The sequence below is a fragment of the Pseudomonas sp. Pc102 genome (assembly GCF_018408275.1).
GTDB lineage: Bacteria > Pseudomonadota > Gammaproteobacteria > Pseudomonadales > Pseudomonadaceae > Metapseudomonas > Metapseudomonas tohonis.
Genome location: NZ_AP021905.1, coordinates 6372488 through 6396291 on the forward strand (window position 1 = coordinate 6372488; position 23804 = coordinate 6396291).

Below are 23804 nucleotides of genomic sequence, written 5' to 3' on the forward strand. Positions count from 1 at the left end.
CCCGTCATGCCCCTGCACATCACCCCCCTCAGCCCCGCCCTCGGCGCCCTCGTCGGCGGCGTCGACCTGCGCGAGCCGCTGAGCACCGAACACCGCGATGGCATCGAGGCCGCCCTGCTCCAGCACCAGGTGCTGTTCTTCCGCGCCCAGCCCCTGGAGCCCACCCAGCAGGCACGCTTCGCCGCCCAGTTCGGCGACCTGCACATCCACCCCATCTACCCCAACATCCCCGAGCAGCCGGAAGTGCTGGTGCTCGACACCGCCGTCACCGACGTGCGCGACAACGCCCTCTGGCACACCGACGTGACATTCATGGAAACCCCGGCCCTGGGCGCCGTGCTCAGCGCCAAGCTGCTGCCGCCGGTGGGGGGCGACACCCTCTGGGCCAGCAGCAGCGCCGCCTTCGAAGCGCTGTCGGCGCCGCTGCAGCGGATGCTCGAAGGCCTCACCGCCACCCACGACCTGGCCCGCTCCTTCCCCGAGGAGCGCTTCAGCCTGACGGCACAGGAACGCGAGAAGCTGGAAGCGGCCAAGCGCAAGCACCCGCCGGTCAGCCACCCGGTGGTGCGCACCCACCCGGTCACCGGGCGCAAGGGGCTGTTCGTCAGCGAAGGCTTCACCACCCGCATCAACGAGCTGTCGGCGGCGGAAAGCGACGCCCTGCTGCGTTTCCTCTTCGCCCACGCCACCCGCCCGGAGTTCACCCTGCGCTGGCGCTGGCAGGAGAACGACGTGGCCTTCTGGGACAACCGCATCACCCAGCACTTCGCCGTCGACGACTACCGCCCCGCCCGCCGCGTGATGCACCGCGCCACCATCCTCGGCGACAAGCCGTTCTAAGGGGCTCCCGCCCACCGTCTGTGGGAGCGAATTCATTCGCGAAGCAGCCTGCAAGGCTGCCCTTGGCAACACCGGGGAGCGCTTCGCGCTCCTTTCGCGAATGAATTCGCTCCTACGAGTCGCCCCTGCATGTTTCGGCACCCAGCCGCACCATGGCCGATCCCTGCACGTTCACGTCCGTTCCCTGCAACCAAAGGCCGCACCCGCTGGTCTAGGCTTTCCCCCGTCGGCAGAATGCGCGCCGGCATACCCCTGGAGAGCCCCATGACGGACCGCATCCCCGACCACCTCGACCTGCCCGAACTGACCCTGCGCGGGCTGGTCCTCGGCGCGCTGATCACCCTGGTGTTCACCGCGTCCAACGTCTACCTCGGCCTCAAGGTCGGGCTGACCTTCGCCTCGTCGATCCCCGCCGCCGTGATCTCCATGGCGGTGCTGCGCTACTTCAAGGGCTCGAACATCCTCGAGAACAACATGGTGCAGACCCAGGCCTCGGCGGCCGGCACCCTGAGCTCGATCATCTTCATCCTTCCCGGCCTGCTGATGATCGGCTACTGGGCCGGCTTCCCCTTCTGGCAGACCGCGGCCATCTGCGCCATCGGCGGCATCCTCGGCGTGCTCTACACCATCCCCCTGCGCCGGGTGATGGTGGTGCAGAGCGAGCTGCCCTACCCCGAAGGCGTGGCGGCGGCGGAGATCCTCCGTGTCGGCAGCGGCGATGACGAGGGCGCCGATGGCACGCCCACCGCCCGTGACAAGAACGAGCCCGGCCTGCGCGACATCCTCGGCGGCGGCCTGGTGGCCGCGGCCTTCAGCCTGTGCAGCAGCGGCTTCAAGGTGCTCGGCGAAGGCATCAGTGTCTGGGCCACCGCCGGGCAGGCCGCCTTCCGCTTCACCACCGGGTTCTCCTTCGCCCTGGTCGGCGCCGGGTACCTGATGGGCATCACCGCCGGCATCGCCATCCTCATCGGCGTGCTCATCTGCTGGGGGGTCGCGGTGCCGCTGCTCACCATCAACGCCACGCCCGCCGAGGGCCAGGCCATCAGCGACCTGGCCACCCAGATGTGGAGTTCCCAGGTGCGCTTCCTCGGCGCCGGCACCATCGGCATCGCCGCGCTCTGGACCCTGGCCACCCTGTTCAAGCCCATGGCCCAGGGCGTGTGGACCTCGCTGCAGGCCGTGCGCGGCAAGGCCGAGGCCAGCACCGCGCGCACCGAGCGCGACCTCTCGGCGCGGGCCATCCTGTCGCTGGCGGGCGTCCTGCTGCTGGCGCTGTTCACCGTGTTCGGCTTCTTCCTCCACGAGGCGGCGCCGGAACTCACCGGCCCGGGCTTCTGGGGCATGGTCGCCGGCTGCGTGCTGTTCGCCTTCTTCTTCGGCTTCCTGATCGCCGCCGCCTGCGGCTACATGGCCGGCCTGGTGGGCTCCTCCAGCAGCCCGATCTCCGGCATCGGCATCATCGCGGTGATCCTCGTCTCGCTGCTGATCCTCGGCATGGGCAGCCTGGAGACCGGCCTGCTGCAACTGGCCGGCGGCAAGGTGGCCATCGCCCTGGCGCTGTTCACCACCGCCGTGGTGCTGGCCATCGCCGCCATCTCCAACGACAACCTGCAGGACCTCAAGACCGGCTACCTGGTCGGCGCCACGCCCTGGCGCCAGCAGGTGGCGCTGATCGTCGGCTGCCTGGCGGGCGCCCTGGTGATCCCGCCGGTGCTCGACCTGCTCTACAACGCCTACGGCTTCGCCGGCGCCCTTCCCCGCGAAGGGATGGACCCGCAACAGGCCCTGGCCGCGCCCCAGGCCACCCTGCTCACGGCCATCGCCAGCGGCATTTTCAAGAACGCGCTGAACTGGAACATGATCCTCATCGGCGTGGTGCTCGGCGTCGCGCTGATCCTCATCGACATCATCCTGCGGCGTACCAGCAAGGCCAGCCTGCCGGTGCTCGCGGTGGGCCTGGGCATCTACCTGCCGCCCACCATCGGCATGACCCTGGTGGTCGGCGCCGTGCTCAGCCGGGTGATCGAGGGCCGCCTGCAGGCCCGCGCCCAGGCCGCCGGGGAAGACCCGGAACGCTACGCCGAGGTGCCGCGCCGCCGTGGGGTACTGCTCGCCTCGGGCCTGATCGTCGGCGAGAGCCTGATGGGCATCCTGCTCGCCGGGCTGATCGGCGGGACCGGCGAGGACGCCCCGCTGGCACTGGTCGAGGCGGGCTTCTCGGGCACCGCGCAGTGGCTCGGCCTGCTGGTCTTCGCCCTGGTGTGCGTAGGCTTCTGCCGTCATGTACTGGGGTCGCAACGCAGTTCCTGAAACGCGTGTGAACCCCTTGGCAAACCTGTTCGTTCCCCCCTTTTCCGGGGGAACTGTCGCTATGCTGGCTGCCTAACTGGAGTGAGAGTCAACACAGACAGGGCCCGTCAGCCATGAGTGCAGCCATCTACATCGTTCCTGAAAAGCCCCTCGCGGGCATCGATGACTTCGTCAACGGCAAAGCCGTGGCCAGCGTGGACGAGGTCGAGCTCGACGAGCTGTGCAAACGGCTCAAGGTGAAGTCCCTCTGGGCCTTCGTCAGCCAGGACCCGGGCGACTTCGCCGACCTGCTAGAAGAAGGCGACGTGCCGGACCTCGGCGACAGCCTGCCCGACGAGCAGTGGTTCAACGCCGAGGACGGCCTCAAGACCGTGCGCGCCCTGCAGGGCCACCTGGTCACCGAGCCCCGCGCGCTGTCCAACTCCACCGACTTCCTCGAAGACCTCCAGGAGTACGAGTGGGTGCTCAACGCCCTCGCCGAACAGGAAATCCGCTGGCACTTCGCCGTGGATTTCTGAGCCCCGCCCCGCTTCCGTGGGCGGCCTGTAGGGGCGACTTCAGTCGCCAAAAGCTTCGCGAGCAGAGCTCGCTCCCACGGCACAGGTGCCAGGCCCGGCGCCTTTCTGTGGGAGCGAATTCATTCGCGATCCTGCGCATCGCCCTATCGCACAGAACGGTCCCGCAGGAGGGGCGGCCGTGTCCGGCAACAGCATGGGTTTCGCTTCGCTCGCGGAACGCCGCCCGACCCATCCTACGAACTGCACGGCGAACTGTAGGGGCGACTTCAGTCGCCAAGGACGGCGCAGCGGCCCCATGCCCGGGAGGGCAGACCTGCGGCCTGCTGGACGAATGAATTCGCCCCTACACCGATTCCCGCACCTTTCGGCTCCGTAGCCCGGGCTTCAGCCCGGGGATGCGCCCAGTTCCCGCAAGTAGTCCCAGGGATAGATCCCGCGCTCGTGCCCATCGCTGAACACCAGCTGCACGCCGTAGCCCTGCGGGTGGATGGCGGTGAGGCGCACCGCCTCGTCCACCAGCGGTATGGCGCCACGGATGCGCGCAGCCTTGCACTGCGAGCAGGGGCAGGCGCCGCGCAGGCGGGCGTGGCTGATGGCCTGGTGCGCGCCATCGTGCCATTCCAGGGTCAGCCGCCCTTCGCTGCGGGAATTGCGCAGGCCGGACGGGGCGTCCATCAGGCCGCCCCCTGCAGCTGGACCAAGGCGATGCGCACGGCCTTGCGCACCTCCGGATCGCCATCGGCTTCTGCCGCACGCAGGGCCGGCACGGCCCACGCGTCACCCAGCTCGCCCAGGGCCAGCGCAGCTTCCTTGCGCAGGTTGGCGATGCCGTGCACCAGCAGCCCGGCGAGCCCCGGTGCGGCCGGGCGGTGGCGCAGGCGGCCGAGGGCACGGGCGGCGCGCAGGCGCACCTGCCAGTAGCTGTCGTCCAGGGCGGCGAGCAGGGCCGGGCCGGCCTCGTCCAGGCCCACCTTGCCGAGGGTGGTGGCAGCCTCTTCGCGCACCTGCCAGGCCTCGTCGGCCAGGGCCGCGCGCAGGGCCGGCAGCACGCTGGCGTCGCTGGCCAGGCCCAGGGCGCCGGTGGCGGCGCGGCGCACTTCGGTGTCCGGGTCATCGCTGGCCAGGCGCGCCAGGGCCGGCAGCGCATCGCTGCGCTTGAGCCAGCCGAGGATGCCCACCGCCTCGCGGCGTACGCCAGCGTCACCGTCCTCCAGGGCCTGCAATGCCGGCGTGGCGGCGGCGTCCAGGCGCAGCTCGCGCAGGGCGCGCAAGGCACTGGTGCGGACGAAAGCGTCGGCATGGCGCACCCAGGGCAGGATCAGCTCGCCCGCATCCAGGCTCTTCAGCTCGCTCAGGCTCTGCGCGGCGGCCAGGCGCACCGGCTCGGCGGGGTCCGCCAGGGCGGCGCAAAGCGCCTGCACCACATCGGGTTCCTCCCAGGCTTCCAGCAGGCGCGCGGCCTCGGCGCGCACCTCGGCGGCCGCGTCGGCCACCAGCGCGTCGGTGAGCCAGGGCAGGCCTTCGGGGTCTTCCAGGTCGGCCAGTTCGATCAGGGCGATGCGCCGCACGCCGGCATCGTCGGCGGCGAGACGCGGCAGCAGGTCGAGAATGTCGGGGTGGGTGGTTTCACGGTCGGTCATAGGGCGATTCGCAAGGGCGGGTGGTCGGTAGGCAGGCCGAGCGGGGTGAGGCGCGGCAGTTCGCGGCCTTCCTCGTGGCGCAGCAGTTCCAGGCAGTGGCGCTTGAGGTGGGTGAAGCCCGGGCTGGTCAGCAGGCTGGCGCGGCGCGGGCGCGGGAAGTCGAGGCGCAGGTCCTCGATGAAGCGGCCGGGGCGCGGGCTCATCACCAGGATGCGGTCGGCGAGGAACAGCGCTTCGTCGATGTCGTGGGTGACGAAGACCACGGTGGTGCGGATGCGCGTCCAGATATCCAGCAGCAGCTCCTGCATGCGCGAGCGGGTCTGCGCGTCGAGGGCGCCGAAGGGCTCGTCCATCAGCAACAGGCGCGGGCGGTTGATCAGCACCCGGGCGATCTCGGCACGCTGCTGCATGCCGCCGGAGAGCTGCCCCGGCCAGCGCCCGGCGAAATCGGCGAGGCCGACCAGGCGCAGGAATTCGGCGGCCTGGCGGCGCCGCTCGTCCTTGCCGATGCCCTGCATCTTCAGGCCGAAGGCGACGTTGTCCAGCACGCTGCGCCAGGGCAGCAGGGTGTGGTGCTGGAACACCATGCCGCGCTCCGGCGAGGGCCCGCCCACGGCGCGGCCATCCACCTCCAGGGTGCCGGTGCGCGGCCGCAGGTGGCCGGCCAGGGCGCCGAGCAGGGTGGACTTGCCGCAGCCCGACGGGCCGAGGATGCAGACGAACTCGCCGGGGGCGATGGAAAAGTCCAGGGCCTGCACGGCATCGAAGGCCTGGGCCCCCTCGCCGAGGCGGATGGACAGTTGCCGCCCCTCGATGCGGCCGGGTTCGACGGCCTGCTCGAATGCGCTCATCAGGCGTTCCTCCCCGTGCGGTACCAGGGCGTGACCAGGCCGCCGAGGCGCTTCACCAGGCCGCTGCTGCCCATGCCCAGCAGGCCGATCAGCAGCATGCCGACGACGATGTCCGGGTAGTTCTGCAGGGTGTAGGACTCCCAGGTGTAGTAGCCGATGCCGAACTGCCCGGAAATCATCTCGGCGGTGACCAGACAGAACCACGAGGTGCCCATGCCGATGGCGAGGCCGGTGACGATGCTCGGCGCCGCGCCGGGCAGCACCACCTCGCGCAGGATGGCCAGGCGCCCGGCCCCGAGGCTGCGCGCCGAGGCCACCAGGCGCGGGTCGACGCCTTCGACGCCATGCACGGTGTTGAGCAGGATGGGGAACAGCGCGCCGGTGAAGGTGATGAACACCATCGACAGCTCCGCGGATGGGAACATCAGGATCGCCAGGGGGATCCAGGCCACCGCCGGGATCGGCCGCAGCACTTCCAGGGGCGGCAGCAGGCTGTACTCGGCCCAGCGCGAACGGCCGATGGCCAGGCCCAGCAACACACCCAGGACGGCGGCGGTCAGGTAGCCGGCGAACACCCGCGCCAGGCTGCTGGAGAGATGCGCCAGCAGCTTGCTGGAATGCACCAGCTGCCAGGCGGCCTCCAGCACCGCGCCCGGCGTGGGCACGTAGCTGAAGGTGATCAGCCCCAGGTCGAGCCGCGCCGTGGCCGCCAGCTGCCAGCACAGCAGGCAGGCGGCCAGGGAGGCGAGGCGCAGGGGCCAGCGGTAGAAGTGAGTCATGAGGTCCTCCTGTAGGTTGGCGCCAAGCGGAGCGCGGCCCAACATGGCCCTGCCCGGCACCCACCTACGTATTCAACGGCTGGCGACGGCCTGCTTCTGGTTGGCGCTGCTGAAGTCCAGCGCCGTGCCGCCGTTCTCCCGGGCGTAGCGCTCGGCCTGGTCCTTGAGCAGGAAGGCACTCAGCTCACCCTTGTCGTTGCGCACGAACCAGGCCTGGTTGGCCAGCAGCTTGATGCCGCTGTCGGCGGCCTGGGCGTAGATGGCGCGGATGTCCTTGCCCTCCTGTTCCAGCTGGGCCAGGGCCGCCAGCGCCGCTTCCGGCGAGGCGTAGTGGCGCACCTTGTCTTCGCCGCGCACCCAGATCTGCGCCAGGCGCCTGAAGTCGGTGATCGGCTGGCCGGTGGCGGCGTCCTTGGCCACCAGCGGCAGCGGGGCGTAGTTCTTCAGCGCCTTGTCGTAGTCCTGCCCGGCCGCCTGGAAGGCTGCGCGGATGAAGCGGTCGTCGATGAAGGTGCCGGTGTCCAGGCCGCGGTCGGTCTTCTTCAGCAGCTTGAGGGTGTCGATGGAGGTGGCCACCGCCTGGCGGTACTCCGGCTTCCAGGTCAGGTCGCGGGTCTGCAGGCCGAGGGGGCCGTGGAACAGGTAGTTCACCTCGGCCTCGATGCCGGCGACCTTCTCGATCAGCTCGCTGTACTTCTCCGGCTCGGCGGCCAGCAGGCGGTCGGCCTCCAGGCTGGCGCGCAGGTAGGCGGTGACCACTTCCGGGTACTTCTCGGCATAGGCGGCGTCCACCAGCGCGCCGTGGAAGGTCGGTGCCCCGGCCTGGGAGCCGTCGTAGATCTTCCGTGCGAAGCCACGGTTGGGGAACAGCTCGGCGAAGGGCACGAAATCGGCGTGGGCCTCGATGCGGTTGCTGCGCAGGGCGGAACCGGCGATCTCCGGCGGCTGGGCGATGATGCGCACGTCCTTCTCCGGGTCCCAGCCCTGGGCGGCGATGGCGCGCAGCAGCATGCCGTGGGCGGTGGAGGCGAAGGGCACGGAGATGGTCCTGCCCTTGAGTTCGGCGATGGACTGCACGCTCGAGGCAGCCGGCACCACGATGCCGTTGCCGCTGCCCCGGGTGCTGCCCGAGAGCACGCTGATGAACAGGCTGCGCTTGCCGGCATCGAGGTGGGCGACGCCGTTGAAGGAGCCGGGGAAATCGGCCATGGCGCCGAAATCCAGCTTGCCGGCGACCATCTCGTTGGTCAGCGGCGCGCCGCTGGTGAAGTTCTTCCACTCCACCTCGTAGTGGGCGTCCTGGTACTTGCCGTCATGGGGCAGGTACTTCTCCAGCAGGCCCAGCTCGCGGATCAGCAGGCCGCCGGTGGCGCAGTTGATGGTGGTGTCCTGGGTGCCGATGGCGATGCGGATGGTCTCGGCGGAGGCGGACGCGGTGGTGACGGCCAGCGCGAGGCCGGCGATGGTTGCACGTAGGCTCATGGTTCCCCTCGAATCATTGGTCGGGTCGTCGTCTCCGCCACATCGTCGGTGGTGGGAAACGAGGGGTCTTGCAGGCAAGGCGTCCGGCGGCGGGCCGGATGGCGGTCGTTGTTCTTCGATGGTGGAACCGGTCAACGCAGCAGGTAGGGAATCTCCACCTTCACCGCGCCGGTCGGGCAATCCTTCTCGCAGGGCATGCAGTACCAGCATTCGTCGAAGGCCATGTAGGCCTTCTGGGTCGCCGGGTTGATGGCCAGCAGGTCCATCGGGCAGACCTCGACGCACACGGTGCAGCCCTTGTGGGCGATGCACTTGTCCTCGTCGATCGTCACCGGCGCGCTGCTGCGGAAGAAGATTTCCTGGGGTTGAAAGGCCATGTCACGGGTCCTTGGAGCCTTGGGGCTCTCTGTGTTCTTGGGATGTAGGGTGGGCTTCAGCCCACCGGGAAAGCCCTGCATGGCGCCATTGGTGGGCTGAAGCCCACCCTACGGTTCAGTGCCGGGTCAGGCGGCCTCGGTCTTCACCCGCAGGCGGTCGTAGGCGCTCTGTTCTTCCGCATCCAGGGCGATCAGGTAGGGCTCCACCGGCTTCTTGAAGCTGGTCATGGCGCCGTCATCGCCCTTCTTCAGGTGGCAGTGGCAGAACCACTCGGCGTCGTTGCGCTCGGGGTGGTCGACACGATGGTGGTACAGGCCCCAGCGGCTTTCCTCGCGGAACAGCGAGGCGCGGGCGGCCATCTCGGCGCAGTCGCGGATCACCGCCACTTCCATGGCGCGCATCAGCTCATGGGGGTTGTTGGCCTTCATCTGCCCGAGGTCGCGCTCGATCTCGGCGAAGCGGGTCAGGCCGATCTCCATCTTCCTGGTCACCTTGGGCGGCTGCAGGTAGTCGTTGACCATGCGCCGCAGCTTGTACTCCACCTGGGCCGGCGGCAGCCCGTGCTCGCGGTGCAGCGGCGCGTAGACCCGCTCGCGCTCGCGCTCCACCTGGGCCGGGTCGACGGCGGCGAAGTCACGCCCGGCCACGTAGTCGGCCGCGTTGATGCCGGCGAACCAGCCGTAGGTGAAGGCGCCGAGCATGTAGTTGTGCGGCACGGCGGCCATGTCGCCGGCGGCGTAGAGGCCCTTCACCGAGGTCTCGGCCTTCTCGTTGACCCACACGCCCGAGGCGGAGTGGCCGGAGCAGAAGCCGATCTCGGAGATGTGCATCTCCACCATCTGCTGGCGGTAGTCGGTGCCCCGGCCGGCGTGGAACTGGCCACGGCTGGGGCGCTCGTTGCTGTGGAGGATCTCCTCGATGGTCTGGATGGTTTCCTCGGCCAGGTGGTCCAGCTTGAGGAACACCGGGCCGTTGCCGCCTTCGAGTTCCTGGTGGAACTCCCACATCATCTGCCCGCTCCAGTAGTCGCACTCGATGAAGCGCTCGCCCTTGTTGTTGGCGGTGTAGCCGCCCAGCGGGCCGGTGACGTAGGCACAGGCGGGGCCGTTGTAGTCCTTGATCAGCGGGTTGATCTGGAAGCACTCCAGGTTCGCCAGCTCCGCCCCGGCGTGGTAGGCCATGGCGTAGCCGTCGCCGGCGTTGGTGGGGTTCTCGTAGGTGCCCATCAGGTAGCCCGAGGACGGCAGGCCGAGGCGCCCGGCGGCGCCGCAGGCGAGGATCACCGCCTTGGCGCGGATCACCTGGAAGTCGCCGCTGCGGCAGTCGAAGCCGAGCACGCCGCAGGCGGCGCCCTCCTCGTCGAGCAGCACGCGGGTGGTGACCAGGCGGTTGGTGATGTTCACCCGCGCGCGCTTGAGCTGGCGGTAGAGCACCTTCTTGATGTCGTGGCCCTCGGGCATCGGCAGCACGTAGGCGCCCATGTGGTGGACCTTCTTCACCGCGTAGTCGCCGGTCTCGTCCTTCTCGAACTTCACGCCCCAGCGGTCCAGCTGCTCGATGGTCGCGAAGCTGTGGGTGGCATAGGCGTAGACGGCGGCCTGGTTGACGATGCCGTCGTTGGCCACGGTGATTTCCTTGGTGTACTGCTCGGGCGTCGCGTGGCCGGGGATGATGGCGTTGTTCAGCCCGTCCATGCCCATGCTGATGGCGCCGCTGCGCTTGACGTTGGCCTTGTCCACCAGCAGCACGCGCAGCTCGCGGTTCTTCTCCTTGGCCTTGATCGCGGCCATGGGCCCGGCGGTGCCGCCGCCGATGACGACGATGTCGTATTCCTGCTCCAGGGTGTTCATGCCGGTGCTCCCTTCTGGCGGTCGATGCGCAGGCGGTACTGGAAGGCATCGCCACGGTAGTAGAGGTGCTCGAAGTCCAGCGGCGCGCCGTCGGCGGTGTGGGTCAGGCGCTCGATACGCATGATCGGCGAGCCCTCTTCCACCTCCAGCGCCTGGGTCAGGTCGCTGTCGGCGAGCACGGCGTCGATGGCGAGGTCGGCGTGGCCCAGGGGGATGCCGCAGTCGTTCTCGAGGATGAGGAAGATGTCGCGGGTGACGAGGTCGGCCTTCTCCAGCTTCTCGCCGACCGCCAGGGGCAGCCAGGTGAGTTCCAGGGACACCGGCTCGCGGTTGATCAGGCGCACGCGCTTGATCTCGATCACCGGGCTGCCCTCCTCCACCTGCAGTCGCTCGGCCACCAGTGCGCTGGCCGGCACCTGCTTGAAGCTGCGCAGGCGGTTGAGCACCTCGTAGCCCATCTGCGTCATGGACTCGGCCAGGCCCTGCAGGGTGGAGACGTTCTGGAAGGCCTTGGGCTTGGCGACGAAGGTGCCCTTGCCGTGGATCTTGAAGATCAGCCCTTCCTTCTGCAGGTCGCCCAGCGCCTGGCGCACGGTGATGCGGCTGACGTCGAAGGCCTTGCCCAGCTCCGCCTCCGAGGGCATGCGGCTGTGGGGCGGGTAGGTGCCATCGAGAATGCGCCCGCGCAGCAGCTCCTTGAGCTGGCTGTAGAGGGGCACCGGGGAGAGGGGAAGCAGTTCGGCCATGTCGTCGCTCGCTCGTGATCCTTACTTGTTATAACAAGTTATGGCGCGAGAATAGCGAGCATAACCAGCGCGGCGGAAATACCGATATCGAATAAGGTTAGAAGCCGACCCACACCGTTTTGAAAATATTTTTCATTTCCAGGTGAGGTATCGGTCCACGACGTCCGTGTAGGAGGTGGAATGCGATTTATTCGCAAAGAAATCCATCAGCCAGGGGCAGGTCACACCCATGAAGTACAGGACATTGCGGTTGCAGGGTGGCGCGTTCAAGCGCCTCGGTCTGGTTTCGGCGCTGCTCGACCTCGGCCCTGCCGGCGTGCTGCCTCAGGCCATGGCCGCCGATGCCGAGGCCCCCGCCACCGCGCTGGCCAGCGTGCACGAGTTCGCCATCGCCGCGCAGCCACTGCCCCAGGCCCTGGCCGCCTTCACCCGGGCCACCGGACTGGCGCTGGTCTACACCGAGGACGCCGCCTACCAGGTCCAGGCCCCGGCGGTGAACGGCCGCATGAGTGCCGAGCAGGCCCTGGCACGACTGCTGGCGGGCAGCGGGCTGAGTTATGCACAGGTCAACGCCGGCACCCTGACCCTGGTACCCCGCAGCGATGACGGCGCACTGAACCTCGACGCGGTGAACATCAACTCCCGCCAACTGGCCGACGGCAGCTACCAGCCTCCGCCCACCACGCGCCTGATGCGCTCGGAAACCCCGCTGCTGGACATTCCCCAGGCGGTGGCCGTGGTGCCCCAGCAGGCGCTGCTCGACCAGCAGCCGCAGAACCTCGACGACGCCCTGGCCAACGTCAGCGGCATCACCCAGGCCAACACCCTCGGCAGCACCCTGGACGCGGTGATGAAGCGCGGCTTCGGCGACAACCGCGACGGCTCGATCCTGCGCGACGGCATGCGCACCATCCAGGGCCGCAACCTCACCGCCAGCGCCGAGCGCGTGGAAGTGCTCAAGGGCCCGTCCTCGATGCTCTACGGCATCCTCGACCCGGGCGGGGTGATCAACGTCATCAGCAAGAAGCCGCAACTGCAGGCCTACCGCGCCATCACCGCGCGCGCCTCCACCTACGGCGACGGCAAGGACGGCAGCGGCGGCACCCTCGACGTCACCGGCCCGCTGGGGGATTCCGGCCTGGCCTACCGGGTGATCGCCGACTACGACGACGCCGACTACTGGCGCAACTTCGGCCACAGCCGCGACAAGACCTTCGCCCCTTCCTTCGCCTGGTACGGCGAAGACACCACGGTGAACCTCAGCTTCGAGCACCGCGAGTACAGCACCCCCTTCGACCGCGGCACCCTCTTCCTCAACGGCAAGCCCCTGGCGGTGCCCGCCACCCGCCGCCTGGACGAGCCCTACAACGTCACCGAGGGCCGGTCGGACCTGATGATCCTTGACCTCGAACACCAGCTGAACGAGGCCTGGAAGGCCCACTTCGCCTACAGCTACAACCGCGACACCTACGACGACTACCAGGCGCGGGTGCAGAGCCAGAACCCCAACGGCACACTGCGGCGCCGCCTGGACGGCACCCGGGGCGCGGTGAGCACCGAGCACTTCGCCACCTTCGACCTGGACGGCCAGGTGCAGCTGGGCGGCATGCAGCACGACCTGCTGATGGGCGTGGACCACGAGTACCGCAAGTTCTTCCGCGAGGACCTGATCCGCCAGACCACCACCGTCAGCTTCAACCCCTGGAACCCGGTCTATGGCCAGGTGCCGGTGCCCACCACGGTGGCCGCCAGCGACAGCGACCAGACCGACCGCGTGGTCAGCCAGTCCGCCTTCTTCCAGGACTCGGTGCACCTCAACGAGCAGTGGATCTTCATCGCCGGGGCCCGCTACCAGCTCTACGACCAGCTCGCCGGCCGGGGCCGCCCGTTCAAGAAAAACACCGACATCGACGGCCAGGTATGGGTGCCCCGGGTCGGCCTGGTCTACAAGATGACCGACGAGCTGTCCCTCTACGGCGGCTACACCGAGTCGTTCAAGCCCAACTCCACCATTGCGCCGCTGACCGGCACCGGGTCGGTGAACGAGATGGCGCCGGAGGAAGGCAAAAGCTGGGAGATTGGCGCCAAGCTGGACATGCCCGGCCGCATCACCGGCACCCTGGCGCTGTTCGACATCGTCAAGGAAAACGTCGCCGTGACCGAGCTCGATGGCTCCAATCGCGCGGTTGGCGAAGTCCGGTCACGGGGCATCGAGCTGGATGTGACCGGCCAGGTCACCGACAACCTCAGCCTGATCGGCACCTTCGCGTGGCTGGATGCGGAGCTGACCAAGGACCCGCTCTACAAGGGCAATGAGTTGCAGAACGTCGCCCGGCGTACCGCTTCGCTCTCGGCCGTCTACGACTTCGGCCCGCTGTTCGACGGCGACCGCCTGCGTGCCGGCCTGGGTGGTCGCTATGTGGGCTCCCGCGAGGGTGATGTCGCCAACAGCTTCGAGCTGCCCCACTACACCGTCGCCGACGCCTTCGCCAGCTACGAAACACCACTGGGCGACGACAAGCGCCTCAAGCTCCAGCTCAACGTGAAGAACCTCTTCGACAAGACCTACTACAGCTCCTCGGTGAACCAGTGGAACGTCTCCATCGGCGACCCGCGCCTGGTGCAGCTCTCCAGCACCCTGGAGTTCTGAGTACCGGTCCACTCCGCATGGTGGACCGGTGAAGCGGGGTCCACCCTACATCCGGCATTGCTCCGTGCTCGGGGCATGGCCTGCGTAAGGTGCACGTCGCTCTTCACGTCCACCCGCAGAGCCCCGGTTGGCACCGCGTGGTGGACCGATGGAGCGAGGCCCAACGGATCGGTGCCGATCCCTTCGCGAATGAATTCGCTCCCACGGAAAAGCCGGAGCCGTGCGTAGGGTGGCGGCTTCGGGCGCGACTGCGGTCAGACGCCGAAACGATCGGTCTCCAGGCCCGCGAGCCCGGCGGGCGTGGCCTCGTCCGCCTCGGTGATGTGGCGGACCATGGCCTGGGCCAGGGGCGAGAGGCTGTAGCCGACGCGGCTGACCACGCCGTAGCGGGTGTAGCACTCCTCCAGGTCGGCCGGCAGGTCCACCGGCTGCAACGCCACCAGGGCGCCGTCGCGGAGGAAGGGCGCGAGGTTGCTCTGGCCGGCGATGCCGATGGCGTCGGAGTTGAGCACCACGTTGAGCAGCGCGTAGCCGTGTTCGCATTCGACGTTGGGGTGAAGTCCTGGCGGCCGCTGTAGTCCACCAGCACCTTGCGGATGTTCGGGGGCGGAAGGTGGTGGCCAGCGGGTAGGTGAAGATGTCCGCCGTGCGCACCGCCTCCCGCTGCGCCAGCGGATGGCCGGCGCGGCAGCAGAAGTGCCACTTCTGCGGCTTGAGCTTGTGAACCCGGTAGTCGGGGTCCGCCTCGAAGCGGCGGGTGTCGGCGACGAAGAACTCGATCTCCTCGCTGACCAGGCGCCGGTTCAGCTCCTGCCAGGCGTCTACCTGGAATTGCACCCGCACCTGCGGGAATTCGCCGATGAAGCTTCCCACCGCGCGCGGGATCAGCTGCGCCGCCGGCGCCGGCCCGCTGCCGAAGCGCACCGTCCCCGACTGCAGGCCGTTGAACTGGCCGATCTCGTTGGCCAGGTTGTGCGCGCCATGCACCAGGCGCCGCGCATGCTCCAGCACCAACAGGCCCTGCCGGGTGGGGTGCAGCTCCTTGCTCGCGCGGTCCACCAGGCGGCAGCCGGCACTGTGTTCCAGGGCCTGGATGCTGCGGCTGAAGGCCGACTGCGAAAGGTTCACCGCCGCCGCCGCGGCGACGAAGCTGCGGTGTTCGGCGAGGGCCACGAAGTGGCGGAGCTGGCGCAGGTCGATATGCATTTTCTACATGAAAAGATTCGGTGGATTGCAATTGCCGCAGGCAGCTCCTGCTCCTTATAAAGGCAATCTCTTATTCCTCAAAAAACGAAATAAAACTATTGATATGCAATTGATGAATAAGTGATTCGCCACCGCGATTCGGTTCCGCCATACGGAAGTGCTCGCTCGGCTGACCCCCACAGGAGCATGTGCATGAATCGCGTCATCCCGCGCCGCCTCGCCATCGCGAGCGGCCCTTCACCGTCCTTCAAACCGCTGGCGCTCGCCGTGCTGCTGGCCGCCGCTGGCCTGGCCCAGGCCGAAACCGCCGGCAACGACGCCCCTGCGGCGACCGGCGCGCAGAAGCCTGCCGCCAGCGAGGAAAAGCGCCTCGGCACCGTCACCGTCAATGCCCGCCGCCGCGAGGAAAGCGCCCAGAGCGTGCCCACGCCCATCAGCGTGCTCGGCGCCGAGACCCTGGAGACCCAGCGCATCTACCGCGTGCAGGACCTGCAGCAACTGGTGCCCAGCACCAACGTCGCCTACGTCCACGCTCGCCAGTCGAGCATCTCCATCCGTGGCCTGGGCAACAACCCGGCCAGCGATGGCCTGGAAGGCAGCGTCGGCGTCTACCTGGACAACGTCTACCTGGGCCGCCCGGGGATGGCGGTGTTCGACCTGCTGGACGTGGAGCAGCTGGAGGTCCTGCGCGGTCCCCAGGGCACCCTGTTCGGCAAGAACACCACCGCCGGCGTGCTCAACATCACCTCGCGCAAACCCACCTTCACCACCGAGCGCAGCCTCCAGAGCTCGGTGGGCGAGGACGGCTACTGGCAGACCCAGGGCAGCGTCTCCGGCGGCCTCACCGAGACCCTCGCCGGGCGCCTGTCGGCCTACCGCACCGAAGACGACGGCTACGTGAAGAACCTCTACAACGGCGACGACCTCAACGGCGGCAAGCGCCAGGGCTTCCGTGGCCAGTTGCTGTTCGAGCCGAGCGAAACCTTCAACCTGCGCTGGATCGGCGAATACAACGAGGAGGATTCCAACAACGGCATCCTCAGCCTGTACAGCACCGGCCCCACCATCAACGGCGTCAACCGCTACGAGCAGCGCGCCGCCGCAGCCGGCGCCACACTCGTCTCGGGCAAGGACCGCAAGGTCAACTTCGACTCCGACCAGCAGGTGACGGTGTTCCAGGGCGGCACCTCGGTGGAGGCCAACTGGACCCTGCCCAACGACTTCACCCTCACCTCCATCAGCGCCTACCGCTGGTGGGACTTCACCCCGCGCAACGACGACGGCCTCAACGTCTCGGCAGCGATCAACGCCGGCGTCTCGGTGCGCGACAAGCAGTACTCCCAGGAAATCCGCCTGGCCTCGCCCAAGGGCGACGCCTTCGACTACGTGCTGGGCGCCTACTACTTCAAGCAGGACCTGGATAACCACGCCTTCACCTACTACGGGCCCCAGGCCGACATCTGGAACGGCACGCCCGCCGGCGCCCTGGCCAATGTCACCACCCTGGGCGACGGCCACATCGACACCGACAGCTACGCGCTGTTCGCCCAGGCCACCTGGCACCTCACCGAGCGCCTGGACTTCACCGCCGGCATCCGGGGCACCTACGAGGAGAAGGACGCCTGGGTCGAGCGCTTCGCCCCCACCGGCGGCGCGGCGGTCAGCGGTGCGGCGGCTACCGCGCGCCGGGGCCGGGTCGGGGCCTACGACTCGGGCGATCTCAGCCAGCACAGCTTCAGCCCCTCCGGCCTGCTCGCCCTGAGCTACCAGATCAACCCCGACCTGCTCGGCTATGCCTCGCTGTCCCACGGCGAGAAATCCGGCGGCATCAACCTCACCGTGGCCAGCGCCCCCACTGCCGGCGCCGACTCCCTGCTGGTGGGCACCGAGCGCGCCAACAACGCCGAGATCGGCTTCAAGAGCACGCTGCTGGACCGCACCCTGCTGCTCAACGCCAACCTGTTCTGGACCGAGGTCCACGGCTACCAGGCCAACGCCTACGACGAAGGCACGCGCACCTCCTACCTGACCAACGCCGGCTCGGTGCGCTCGCGCGGCCTGGAAGTGGAGACCACCTGGCAACCGGTGCGCGGCCTGACGCTCAACGCCAACGGCTCGTGGAATGACGTGCGCTACCTCGCCTACAAGGACGCGCCCTGCGCGCCGGAAGTGGGCTTCGCCCCAGGCGCGCCGGCCTCCTGCGACCTCTCCGGGCACCAGGTGGTGGGCGCCTCCAAGTACATCGCCAACCTCAACGGCGAGTACCGCTGGCAGCTGCAGGACCGCATCGAGCCCTACGTCACCGCCAGCTACGCCTTCCGCTCGAAAGCCGTCGGCACCATCGACGACTCCGAGTACGGCCAGATCCCCAGCTACGCGGTGGTCAACCTCTCCGGGGGCGTGCGCCTGGACCAGGGCGACAGCGTGCTCGACCTCTCCCTGTGGCTGAAGAACGCCGGTGACAAGACCTACTTCACCAGCCTGTGGAACTCCGCCAACGGCGGTTATGCCGGTGTCCTCGGAACGCCACGGACCCTCGGTGCCACCGCCCGCTACGACTTCTGAGTCAGCGGGGCTACGCGAGCCCCTTACCCACAAGGAAAGAAACATGAAATTCAACGCACTTGGCCTCGCCGCCGCCCTGGTCGCCGGCCAGGCCGCCGCGGCCCCCAGCGTCTACCCCACCGGGGTGACGATCTACGACCCGGCGCGGGCCTGGAACGGCTACGTGATCTTCAGCGCGCCGGACAAGCAGACCCGCCTCATCGACATGAACGGCAACGAGGTGCGGCGCTGGGAAAACGCCGGCTTCCCCGCCGCGCTGATCGACCCGGCGCTCAACGGCGGCAAGCGCGGCCACCTGTTCGTGCAGCTCGAAGAGGTGAAGGAGCCGAGCAAGCTGGCCTCCGCTGGCAACGGCCTGCGCAACAAGGTGGTGGGCGAGCTGGACTGGGACGGCAAGGTGGTCTGGCAATGGGGCGACAAGGCTCCGGGCGGCGCCGCCCAGCAGCACCATGACCAGCGCCGGCTGGCCAACGGCAACACCCTGGTGCTGGCCAACCGGCTGCACCCGGTGAAGGGCTTCGAGGTGCCCCAGGTGATCGACGACGTGATCTACGAGGTCACCCCCGCCGGCCAGGTGGCCTGGAGCTGGACCGCCTCCGAGCACCTGGAGGAGTTCGGCTTCACCGCCGAGCAGCTCAAGCTGGTGCGCGCCAGCAAGAACCCCGACGTGCTGCACATCAACAACCTCGGCCCGGTGGGCCCGAACAAATGGTTCGACGCCGGCGACCAGCGCTTCCACCCGGACAACCTGCTGCTCGACTCCCGCGAGGCCAACTTCATCGCCATCATCGACCGCCAGACCGGCAAGGTGGCCTGGCGCCTCGGGCCCAACCTGCCCAGGCTCAACCCCTACGCGCCGGCCCAGGTGCCGCGCCCGGTGGACCAGTTCTCCGGCCAGCACGATGCCCACATCATCCCCGCCGGCCTGCCCGGCGCCGGCAACCTGCTGGTGTTCGACAACCAGGGCGAGGCCGGCTACCCGCGCGTGCCGCTGAGCCTGCTGGGCGGCTCGCGGGTGCTGGAGATCGACCCGGTGAAGGGCGAGATCGTCTGGCAGTACAGCGCCGCCGACAGCGGCCAGCCGGGCTGGGCCTTCTTCAGCGCCTTCATCAGCAGCGCGCGGCGCCTGCCAAACGGCAACACCCTGATCGACGAGGGCAAGTTCGGCCGGGTGTTCCAGGTCACCGCCAAGGGCGAGATCGTCTGGGAATACGTCAGCCCCTACTTCGGCAAGGCGCCCCTGGGCAACGCCCGCAGCAACTGGCTCTACCGCGCGCTGCCGGTGCCCTACGACTGGGTCCCGGAAGGCACGCCGCGCTCCGAGCAGGCGGTCACCCCGCCGGCCCTTGAACAGTTCCGCGTCTCCACCCACCCCTGATCACCCCCGCCCCGTGGGAGCGAATCCGTTCGCGATCCGCTCCCGGGGCTTCTCGAAGGACACAGGCCATGAATGCCAAGACCGATACCCCCGAACTGCCCGAAGGCGCCTGCATCACCGCCCGCGTACCCACCCCCGACACCCGCCTGCTGGGCGACGTGGTGGTCAACCCCTACCAGTTGGCGCCGCTGACCGCCGTGATCCGCGATGGCGGGCGCGCCATCAGCACCGCCCATGTCCGCGTGCTGGGCCGTGGCGAACGCGGCGTGACCCTGGCCTACGAGGTCTCCGACAGCGCGCTCTGGACCCACGGCGGCATCCCGGTGTTCGGCCTCTACCCCGACCACGTCAACCAGGTGGAGGTGACCTACAAGCTCGATGGCGAGCACATCGTCGAGCATTACCAGGTGTATGCCCCGGCGGTGCGCCTGCCGGTGGTGGCCAGCCAGACCGCCGCGCTGCCGGAGGTGGAGCCGGTGAGGGTCGCGCCCGGCTTCGAGCAGCGCCTGTACCTGTTCAACCACCTGCTGGGCGAGATCCCCGGCGGCCGTGCCTTCAAGTGGAACGCCCTGGGCGGTGCCGCCGAATGGGACCAGGTGGGCAACAACTGGATCGCCGACAGCAATGGCGACGTGCGCTGGTACCTGGACATCGAACGCATCCACGACTCCAACCGCCGCGACGGCCTGGGCGGCACCATGGGCTTCCAGCAGACCCGCGACGGCAAGCTGATCTGGGGCCAGGGCCAGACCTACTCCAAGTACGACCTGCTGGGCCGGCGCATCTGGCAACGCAACCTGCCGGACAAGTTCGCCGACTTCTCCCACGAGATCCGCGAGACGCCCCACGGCACCTACCTGCTGCGGGTCGGCACCAGCGACTACCGCCGCCCCGACGGCAAGCGCGTGCGCTCCATCCGCGACCACATCATCGAGGTCAGCGAGGCCGGCGACGTGCTGGAGTTCTGGGACCTCAACCAGATCCTCGACCCCTATCGCGGCGAACTGCTGGAGACCCTCGGCAAGGCCGCCCTCCAGCTGCCCGCCGGCGTGGAGAAGCAGGATGACACCGCCGCCAACGAACTGCTCGAAGGCGACCTGCCCTTCGGCGACACCCCCGGCGTCGGCACCGGGCGCAACTGGGCCCACGTCAACGCCATCGACTACGACCCCAGCGACGACAGCCTCATCATCTCGGCCCGCCACCAGGGCGTGGTGAAGATCGGCCGCGACAAGCAGGTGAAGTGGATCCTCGCCTCGCCCAAGGGCTGGCCCGAGCGCCTGCGCGCCAAGGTGCTGACCCCGGTGGACGCCCAGGGCCAGGCGCTGGCGGAGCAGGACGGCGTCTACGCCGAGGACTTCGACTGGTCCTGGACCCAGCACACCGCCTGGCTCAGCGGGCGCGGCACGCTGACCGTGTTCGACAACGGCTGGGGCCGCCACTTCGCCCCCACCCGGCTCGCCGGCAACTACAGCCGCGCGGTGGAGTACCGCATCGACGAAGCCCGGGGCACCGTCGAGCAGGTGTGGGAATACGGCAAGGAACGCGGGGATGCGTGGTACAGCCCCATCACCTCGGTGGTGGAATACCGCGCCGACCGAGACACCCAGTTCATCTACTCCGCCTCGGTGGGCTACCTGACCCCGGAGAAGCTCACCACCAGCGTGCTCAACGAAGTGAAATACGGCACCCAGGAGGTGCAGGTGGAGCTCAAGGTCCACAGCCGCCAGCCCGGCAGCGTCGGCTACCGCGCCCTGGTGATCGACCTGGAAAGGGCGTTCTGACTGCCGGCCCAACACGGCGATCTCGAAGGCCTGCGTAGGGTGGACGTCGCTTTTCACGTCCACCAGCGGAGTCATGCCCAACTCCGCATGGTGGACCGGTGGAGCGGGGTCCACCCTACATCCGGCCCCCCACCGCAACAGCGGTGCCGGCCGCTTTCGCGAATGAATTCGCTCCCACGGGCGGAGCCCCGGACGGCACAGCCATGAGGGATCGTTAACTTGGCCGTAACGATCCGCCGCCGGGCTTGATTGATGACCCACCGGTCGCGCTCCTAAGGTTCGCTCCACGACAGCGGAACCCGTGGAGCCTCCAATGACAACGACAATCTCCCCACCGCCGCAATGGTCGCGTCGGCGCGCGGAAAAGCAGCGTCGCCTCGACCAGGTGCGATCCCTCGCCGACGGCGTGGTGCTGCCCAGCGAGCGCATCGTCGCCGCGCTGGAGGCCCTGATCGCCCCCGGCGACCGGGTGGTGCTCGAAGGCAACAACCAGAAGCAGGCGGACTTCCTCTCCCGCTCCCTGGCCAAGGCCGACCCCGGGCGCCTGCACGACCTGCACATGATCATGCCCAGCGTCAGCCGCGCCGAGCACCTGGACCTGTTCGAGCGCGGCATCGCCCGCAAGCTCGACTTCTCCTTCGCCGGCCCGCAGAGCCTGCGCATCAGCCAGCTGCTGGAAGACGGCCTGCTGGAAGTCGGTGCCATCCACACCTACATCGAGCTGTATTCGCGCCTGCTGGTGGACCTGATCCCCAACGTCGCGCTGGTGGCCGGCTTCATGGCCGACCGCCACGGCAACATCTACACCGGCCCCAGCACCGAAGACACCCCGGCCCTGGTGGAACCCACGGCCTTCTCCGACGGCATCGTCATCGTCCAGGTCAACGAGCTGGTGGACGACGTCGGCGACCTGCCGCGCGTGGACATCCCCGCCTCCTGGGTGGACTTCGTGGTCGTAGCCGACAAGCCCTTCTACATCGAGCCGCTGTTCACCCGTGACCCGCGCCACATCAAGCCGGTGCACGTGCTGATGGCGATGATGGCGATCCGCGGCATCTACGAGAAACACAATGTCCAGTCCCTCAACCACGGCATCGGCTTCAACACCGCCGCCATCGAGCTGATCCTGCCCACCTACGGCGAGTCCCTGGGGCTGAAGGGCAAGATCTGCCGCAACTGGACGCTCAACCCGCACCCGACGCTGATCCCCGCCATCGAGACCGGCTGGGTGGAAAGCGTGCACTGCTTCGGCACCGAGCTGGGCATGGAGGGCTACATCGCCCAGCGCCCGGACGTGTTCTTCACCGGCCGCGACGGCTCGATGCGCTCCAACCGCATGATGTGCCAGCTGGCCGGGCAGTACGCGGTGGACCTGTTCATCGGCGCCACCCTGCAGGTGGACGGCGACGGCCATTCCTCCACCGTCACCCGGGGCCGCCTGGCCGGTTTCGGCGGCGCGCCGAACATGGGCCACGACCCGCGCGGCCGCCGCCACTCCACCCCCGCCTGGCTGGACATGCGCGCCGAACCCGAGGCCCTGCTGGCGCGTGGCAAGAAGCTGGTGGTGCAGATGGTCGAGACCTTCCAGGAAGGCGGCAAACCCACCTTCGTCGAGACCCTCGACGCCGTCGACGTGGCCCGCAAGAGCGGCATGCCCCTGGCGCCGATCATGATCTACGGCGACGACGTCACCCACCTGCTCACCGAGGAAGGCATCGCCTACCTGTACAAGGCGCGTTCCGAAGAGGAACGCCGCGCCATGATCGCCGCCGTCGCCGGGGTCACCGCCATCGGCCTGCGCCACGACCCCAGGGACACCGAGCGCATGCGCCGCGAAGGGCTGATCGCCCTGCCCGAGGACCTCGGCATCCGCCGCACCGACGCGACCCGCGAACTGCTCGCCGCCAAGAGCATCGCCGAGCTGGTGGAGTGGTCCGGCGGCCTCTACAACCCCCGGCCAAGTTCAGGAGCTGGTGATGAACGCACTGATCGCACCCAGCACCAGGCTGCCCCTGGCCGAGTGGCTGGCGGACCAGGCCGTCGACGCGCTGATCGACGAGGCCGATCTCTCGCCCAAGCCGGCCCTGGTGGACCGGCGCGGCAGCGGCGCCCACACCGACCTGCACCTGGGCCTGATGCACGCCTCGGCGCTGGCGCTGTGGCCGGCCTTCAAGGCCATGGCCGAAGCCGCCATCGAACTCGGCACAGTCGGCCAGCCGCTGCGCGAGGCACTGGGCCGCATCGGCCGTGAAGGCGAGGCCGCCATGCTCGCCGTCACCGGTGGGGTGAACACTCATCGCGGCGCCATCTGGGCCCTCGGCCTGCTGGTGGCCGCCGCCGCACTGGAGCCGGGCAAGGCCGCGGCCGCCGCCCTCGCCACCCGCGCCGCACGCATCGCCCTGATCGACGACCGCGCCGCGCCCCGGCAGGACAGCCACGGCAGCCATGTCGCCCAGCGCTATGGCGCCCGGGGCGCGCGTGAAGAAGCCCAGCTGGGCTTCCCCGGCGTGCTGCTCCACGGCCTGCCGCAGTTGCAGCGCAGCCGCGCCCAGGGCAGCGGCGAGCAGAACGCCCGCCTCGATGCGCTGCTGGCGATCATGGCCGAGCTGGAGGACACCTGCGTGCTCTGGCGCGCCGGCCCCGAGGGGCTCGACGCCATGCAGCAAGGCGCCCGCGCGGTGCTCGCTGCCGGGGGCTGCGCCAGCCTCGCCGGACGGCGCCGGCTGCGCGAACTGGAAACCCGTTTGCTGGGGCTCAATGCCTCGCCGGGCGGCGCGGCCGATCTGCTCGCCGCCTGTTTGTTCATCGACCGAGTCGGGAGCTGACC

16 protein-coding genes and 2 pseudogenes are annotated in these 23804 nt (G+C 68.8%); 9 read left to right on the top strand and 9 right to left on the bottom strand.

What is annotated here, in order from left to right; all coding sequences use genetic code 11:
• Nucleotides 1-6: 6 nt before the first annotated feature.
• The 3 genes from tauD (at nucleotide 7) to PHLH3_RS29075 (ending at nucleotide 3668) form a co-directional block, all read left to right on the top strand.
• Entirely contained in the window at nucleotides 7-840 is an 834-nt protein-coding gene (tauD, locus tag PHLH3_RS29065) for a taurine dioxygenase (protein ID WP_213627111.1), read from the top strand.
• A 264-nt stretch (nucleotides 841-1104) separates the two neighbouring features.
• Complete coding sequence (locus tag PHLH3_RS29070; RefSeq protein ID WP_213627113.1) at nucleotides 1105-3150, top strand: oligopeptide transporter, OPT family; 2046 nt, start codon at nucleotides 1105-1107, stop codon at nucleotides 3148-3150.
• Between the two features lie 113 nt (nucleotides 3151-3263).
• A complete protein-coding gene (locus PHLH3_RS29075) occupies nucleotides 3264-3668 on the top strand; it encodes a hypothetical protein (RefSeq protein WP_173176811.1) in 405 nt (134 codons plus the stop codon).
• 384 nt (nucleotides 3669-4052) lie between these two features.
• Here the strand turns inward: PHLH3_RS29075 and PHLH3_RS29080 are convergent, their stop codons facing one another.
• From PHLH3_RS29080 to PHLH3_RS29115, 8 genes are all read right to left on the bottom strand, one after another.
• Nucleotides 4053-4343 (bottom strand): gamma-butyrobetaine hydroxylase-like domain-containing protein, encoded by a 291-nt coding sequence (locus PHLH3_RS29080; RefSeq protein ID WP_213627115.1) that lies wholly within the window; start codon nucleotides 4341-4343, stop codon nucleotides 4053-4055.
• The gene (locus PHLH3_RS29085) at nucleotides 4343-5308 is read right to left on the bottom strand and encodes a HEAT repeat domain-containing protein (protein ID WP_213627117.1); all 966 of its coding nucleotides are present in this window, start codon (nucleotides 5306-5308) and stop codon (nucleotides 4343-4345) included. Before PHLH3_RS29085 ends, PHLH3_RS29080 begins: the two co-directional genes overlap by 1 nt.
• Nucleotides 5305-6159, bottom strand: coding sequence for an ABC transporter ATP-binding protein (locus PHLH3_RS29090; protein WP_213627118.1), 855 nt, complete (start codon nucleotides 6157-6159; stop codon nucleotides 5305-5307). The genes PHLH3_RS29085 and PHLH3_RS29090 overlap by 4 nt, the downstream gene beginning before the upstream one ends.
• Entirely contained in the window at nucleotides 6159-6938 is a 780-nt protein-coding gene (locus PHLH3_RS29095) for an ABC transporter permease (protein WP_213627120.1), read from the bottom strand. The genes PHLH3_RS29090 and PHLH3_RS29095 overlap by 1 nt, the downstream gene beginning before the upstream one ends.
• A gap of 72 nt (nucleotides 6939-7010) precedes the next feature.
• On the bottom strand, nucleotides 7011-8420 hold the full coding sequence (locus PHLH3_RS29100) for an ABC transporter substrate-binding protein (protein ID WP_213627122.1): 1410 nt from the start codon (nucleotides 8418-8420) through the stop codon (nucleotides 7011-7013).
• A gap of 131 nt (nucleotides 8421-8551) precedes the next feature.
• Nucleotides 8552-8797 (bottom strand): ferredoxin family protein, encoded by a 246-nt coding sequence (locus tag PHLH3_RS29105; protein ID WP_173176824.1) that lies wholly within the window; start codon nucleotides 8795-8797, stop codon nucleotides 8552-8554.
• Between the two features lie 126 nt (nucleotides 8798-8923).
• Nucleotides 8924-10648 carry a fumarate reductase/succinate dehydrogenase flavoprotein subunit gene (locus tag PHLH3_RS29110; RefSeq protein WP_173176826.1) on the bottom strand — a complete coding sequence of 575 codons (1725 nt, stop codon included), beginning with the start codon at nucleotides 10646-10648 and terminating at the stop codon, nucleotides 8924-8926.
• Nucleotides 10645-11394, bottom strand: coding sequence for a GntR family transcriptional regulator (locus PHLH3_RS29115; protein WP_173176828.1), 750 nt, complete (start codon nucleotides 11392-11394; stop codon nucleotides 10645-10647). The genes PHLH3_RS29110 and PHLH3_RS29115 overlap by 4 nt, the downstream gene beginning before the upstream one ends.
• 331 nt (nucleotides 11395-11725) lie before the next feature.
• Here PHLH3_RS29115 and PHLH3_RS29120 point away from each other — a divergent pair, with 331 nt between their 5' ends.
• Nucleotides 11726-14044 carry a TonB-dependent receptor gene (locus tag PHLH3_RS29120; protein WP_244863104.1) on the top strand — a complete coding sequence of 773 codons (2319 nt, stop codon included), beginning with the start codon at nucleotides 11726-11728 and terminating at the stop codon, nucleotides 14042-14044.
• Nucleotides 14045-14298: 254 nt separating this feature from the next.
• On the opposite strand, the pseudogene PHLH3_RS29125 reads toward PHLH3_RS29120, so the two are convergent.
• A pseudogene (locus PHLH3_RS29125) lies at nucleotides 14299-15250 on the bottom strand (LysR family transcriptional regulator).
• Nucleotides 15251-15442: 192 nt separating this feature from the next.
• Between PHLH3_RS29125 and PHLH3_RS29130 the strand changes: the two are divergent.
• From PHLH3_RS29130 to PHLH3_RS29150, 5 genes and pseudogenes are all read left to right on the top strand, one after another.
• The gene (locus PHLH3_RS29130) at nucleotides 15443-17815 is read left to right on the top strand and encodes a TonB-dependent receptor (protein WP_244862955.1); all 2373 of its coding nucleotides are present in this window, start codon (nucleotides 15443-15445) and stop codon (nucleotides 17813-17815) included.
• 43 nt (nucleotides 17816-17858) lie between these two features.
• Nucleotides 17859-19193 (top strand): aryl-sulfate sulfotransferase, encoded by a 1335-nt coding sequence (locus tag PHLH3_RS29135; protein ID WP_213627126.1) that lies wholly within the window; start codon nucleotides 17859-17861, stop codon nucleotides 19191-19193.
• 68 nt (nucleotides 19194-19261) lie between these two features.
• Nucleotides 19262-20977 (top strand): aryl-sulfate sulfotransferase, encoded by a 1716-nt coding sequence (locus PHLH3_RS29140; protein WP_213627129.1) that lies wholly within the window; start codon nucleotides 19262-19264, stop codon nucleotides 20975-20977.
• Nucleotides 20978-21290: 313 nt separating this feature from the next.
• A pseudogene (gene mdcA / locus PHLH3_RS29145) lies at nucleotides 21291-22954 on the top strand (malonate decarboxylase subunit alpha).
• Complete coding sequence (locus PHLH3_RS29150; protein ID WP_213627131.1) at nucleotides 22954-23802, top strand: triphosphoribosyl-dephospho-CoA synthase; 849 nt, start codon at nucleotides 22954-22956, stop codon at nucleotides 23800-23802. Before mdcA ends, PHLH3_RS29150 begins: the two are co-directional and overlap by 1 nt.
• The last annotated feature ends 2 nt before the right edge of the window (nucleotides 23803-23804 follow it).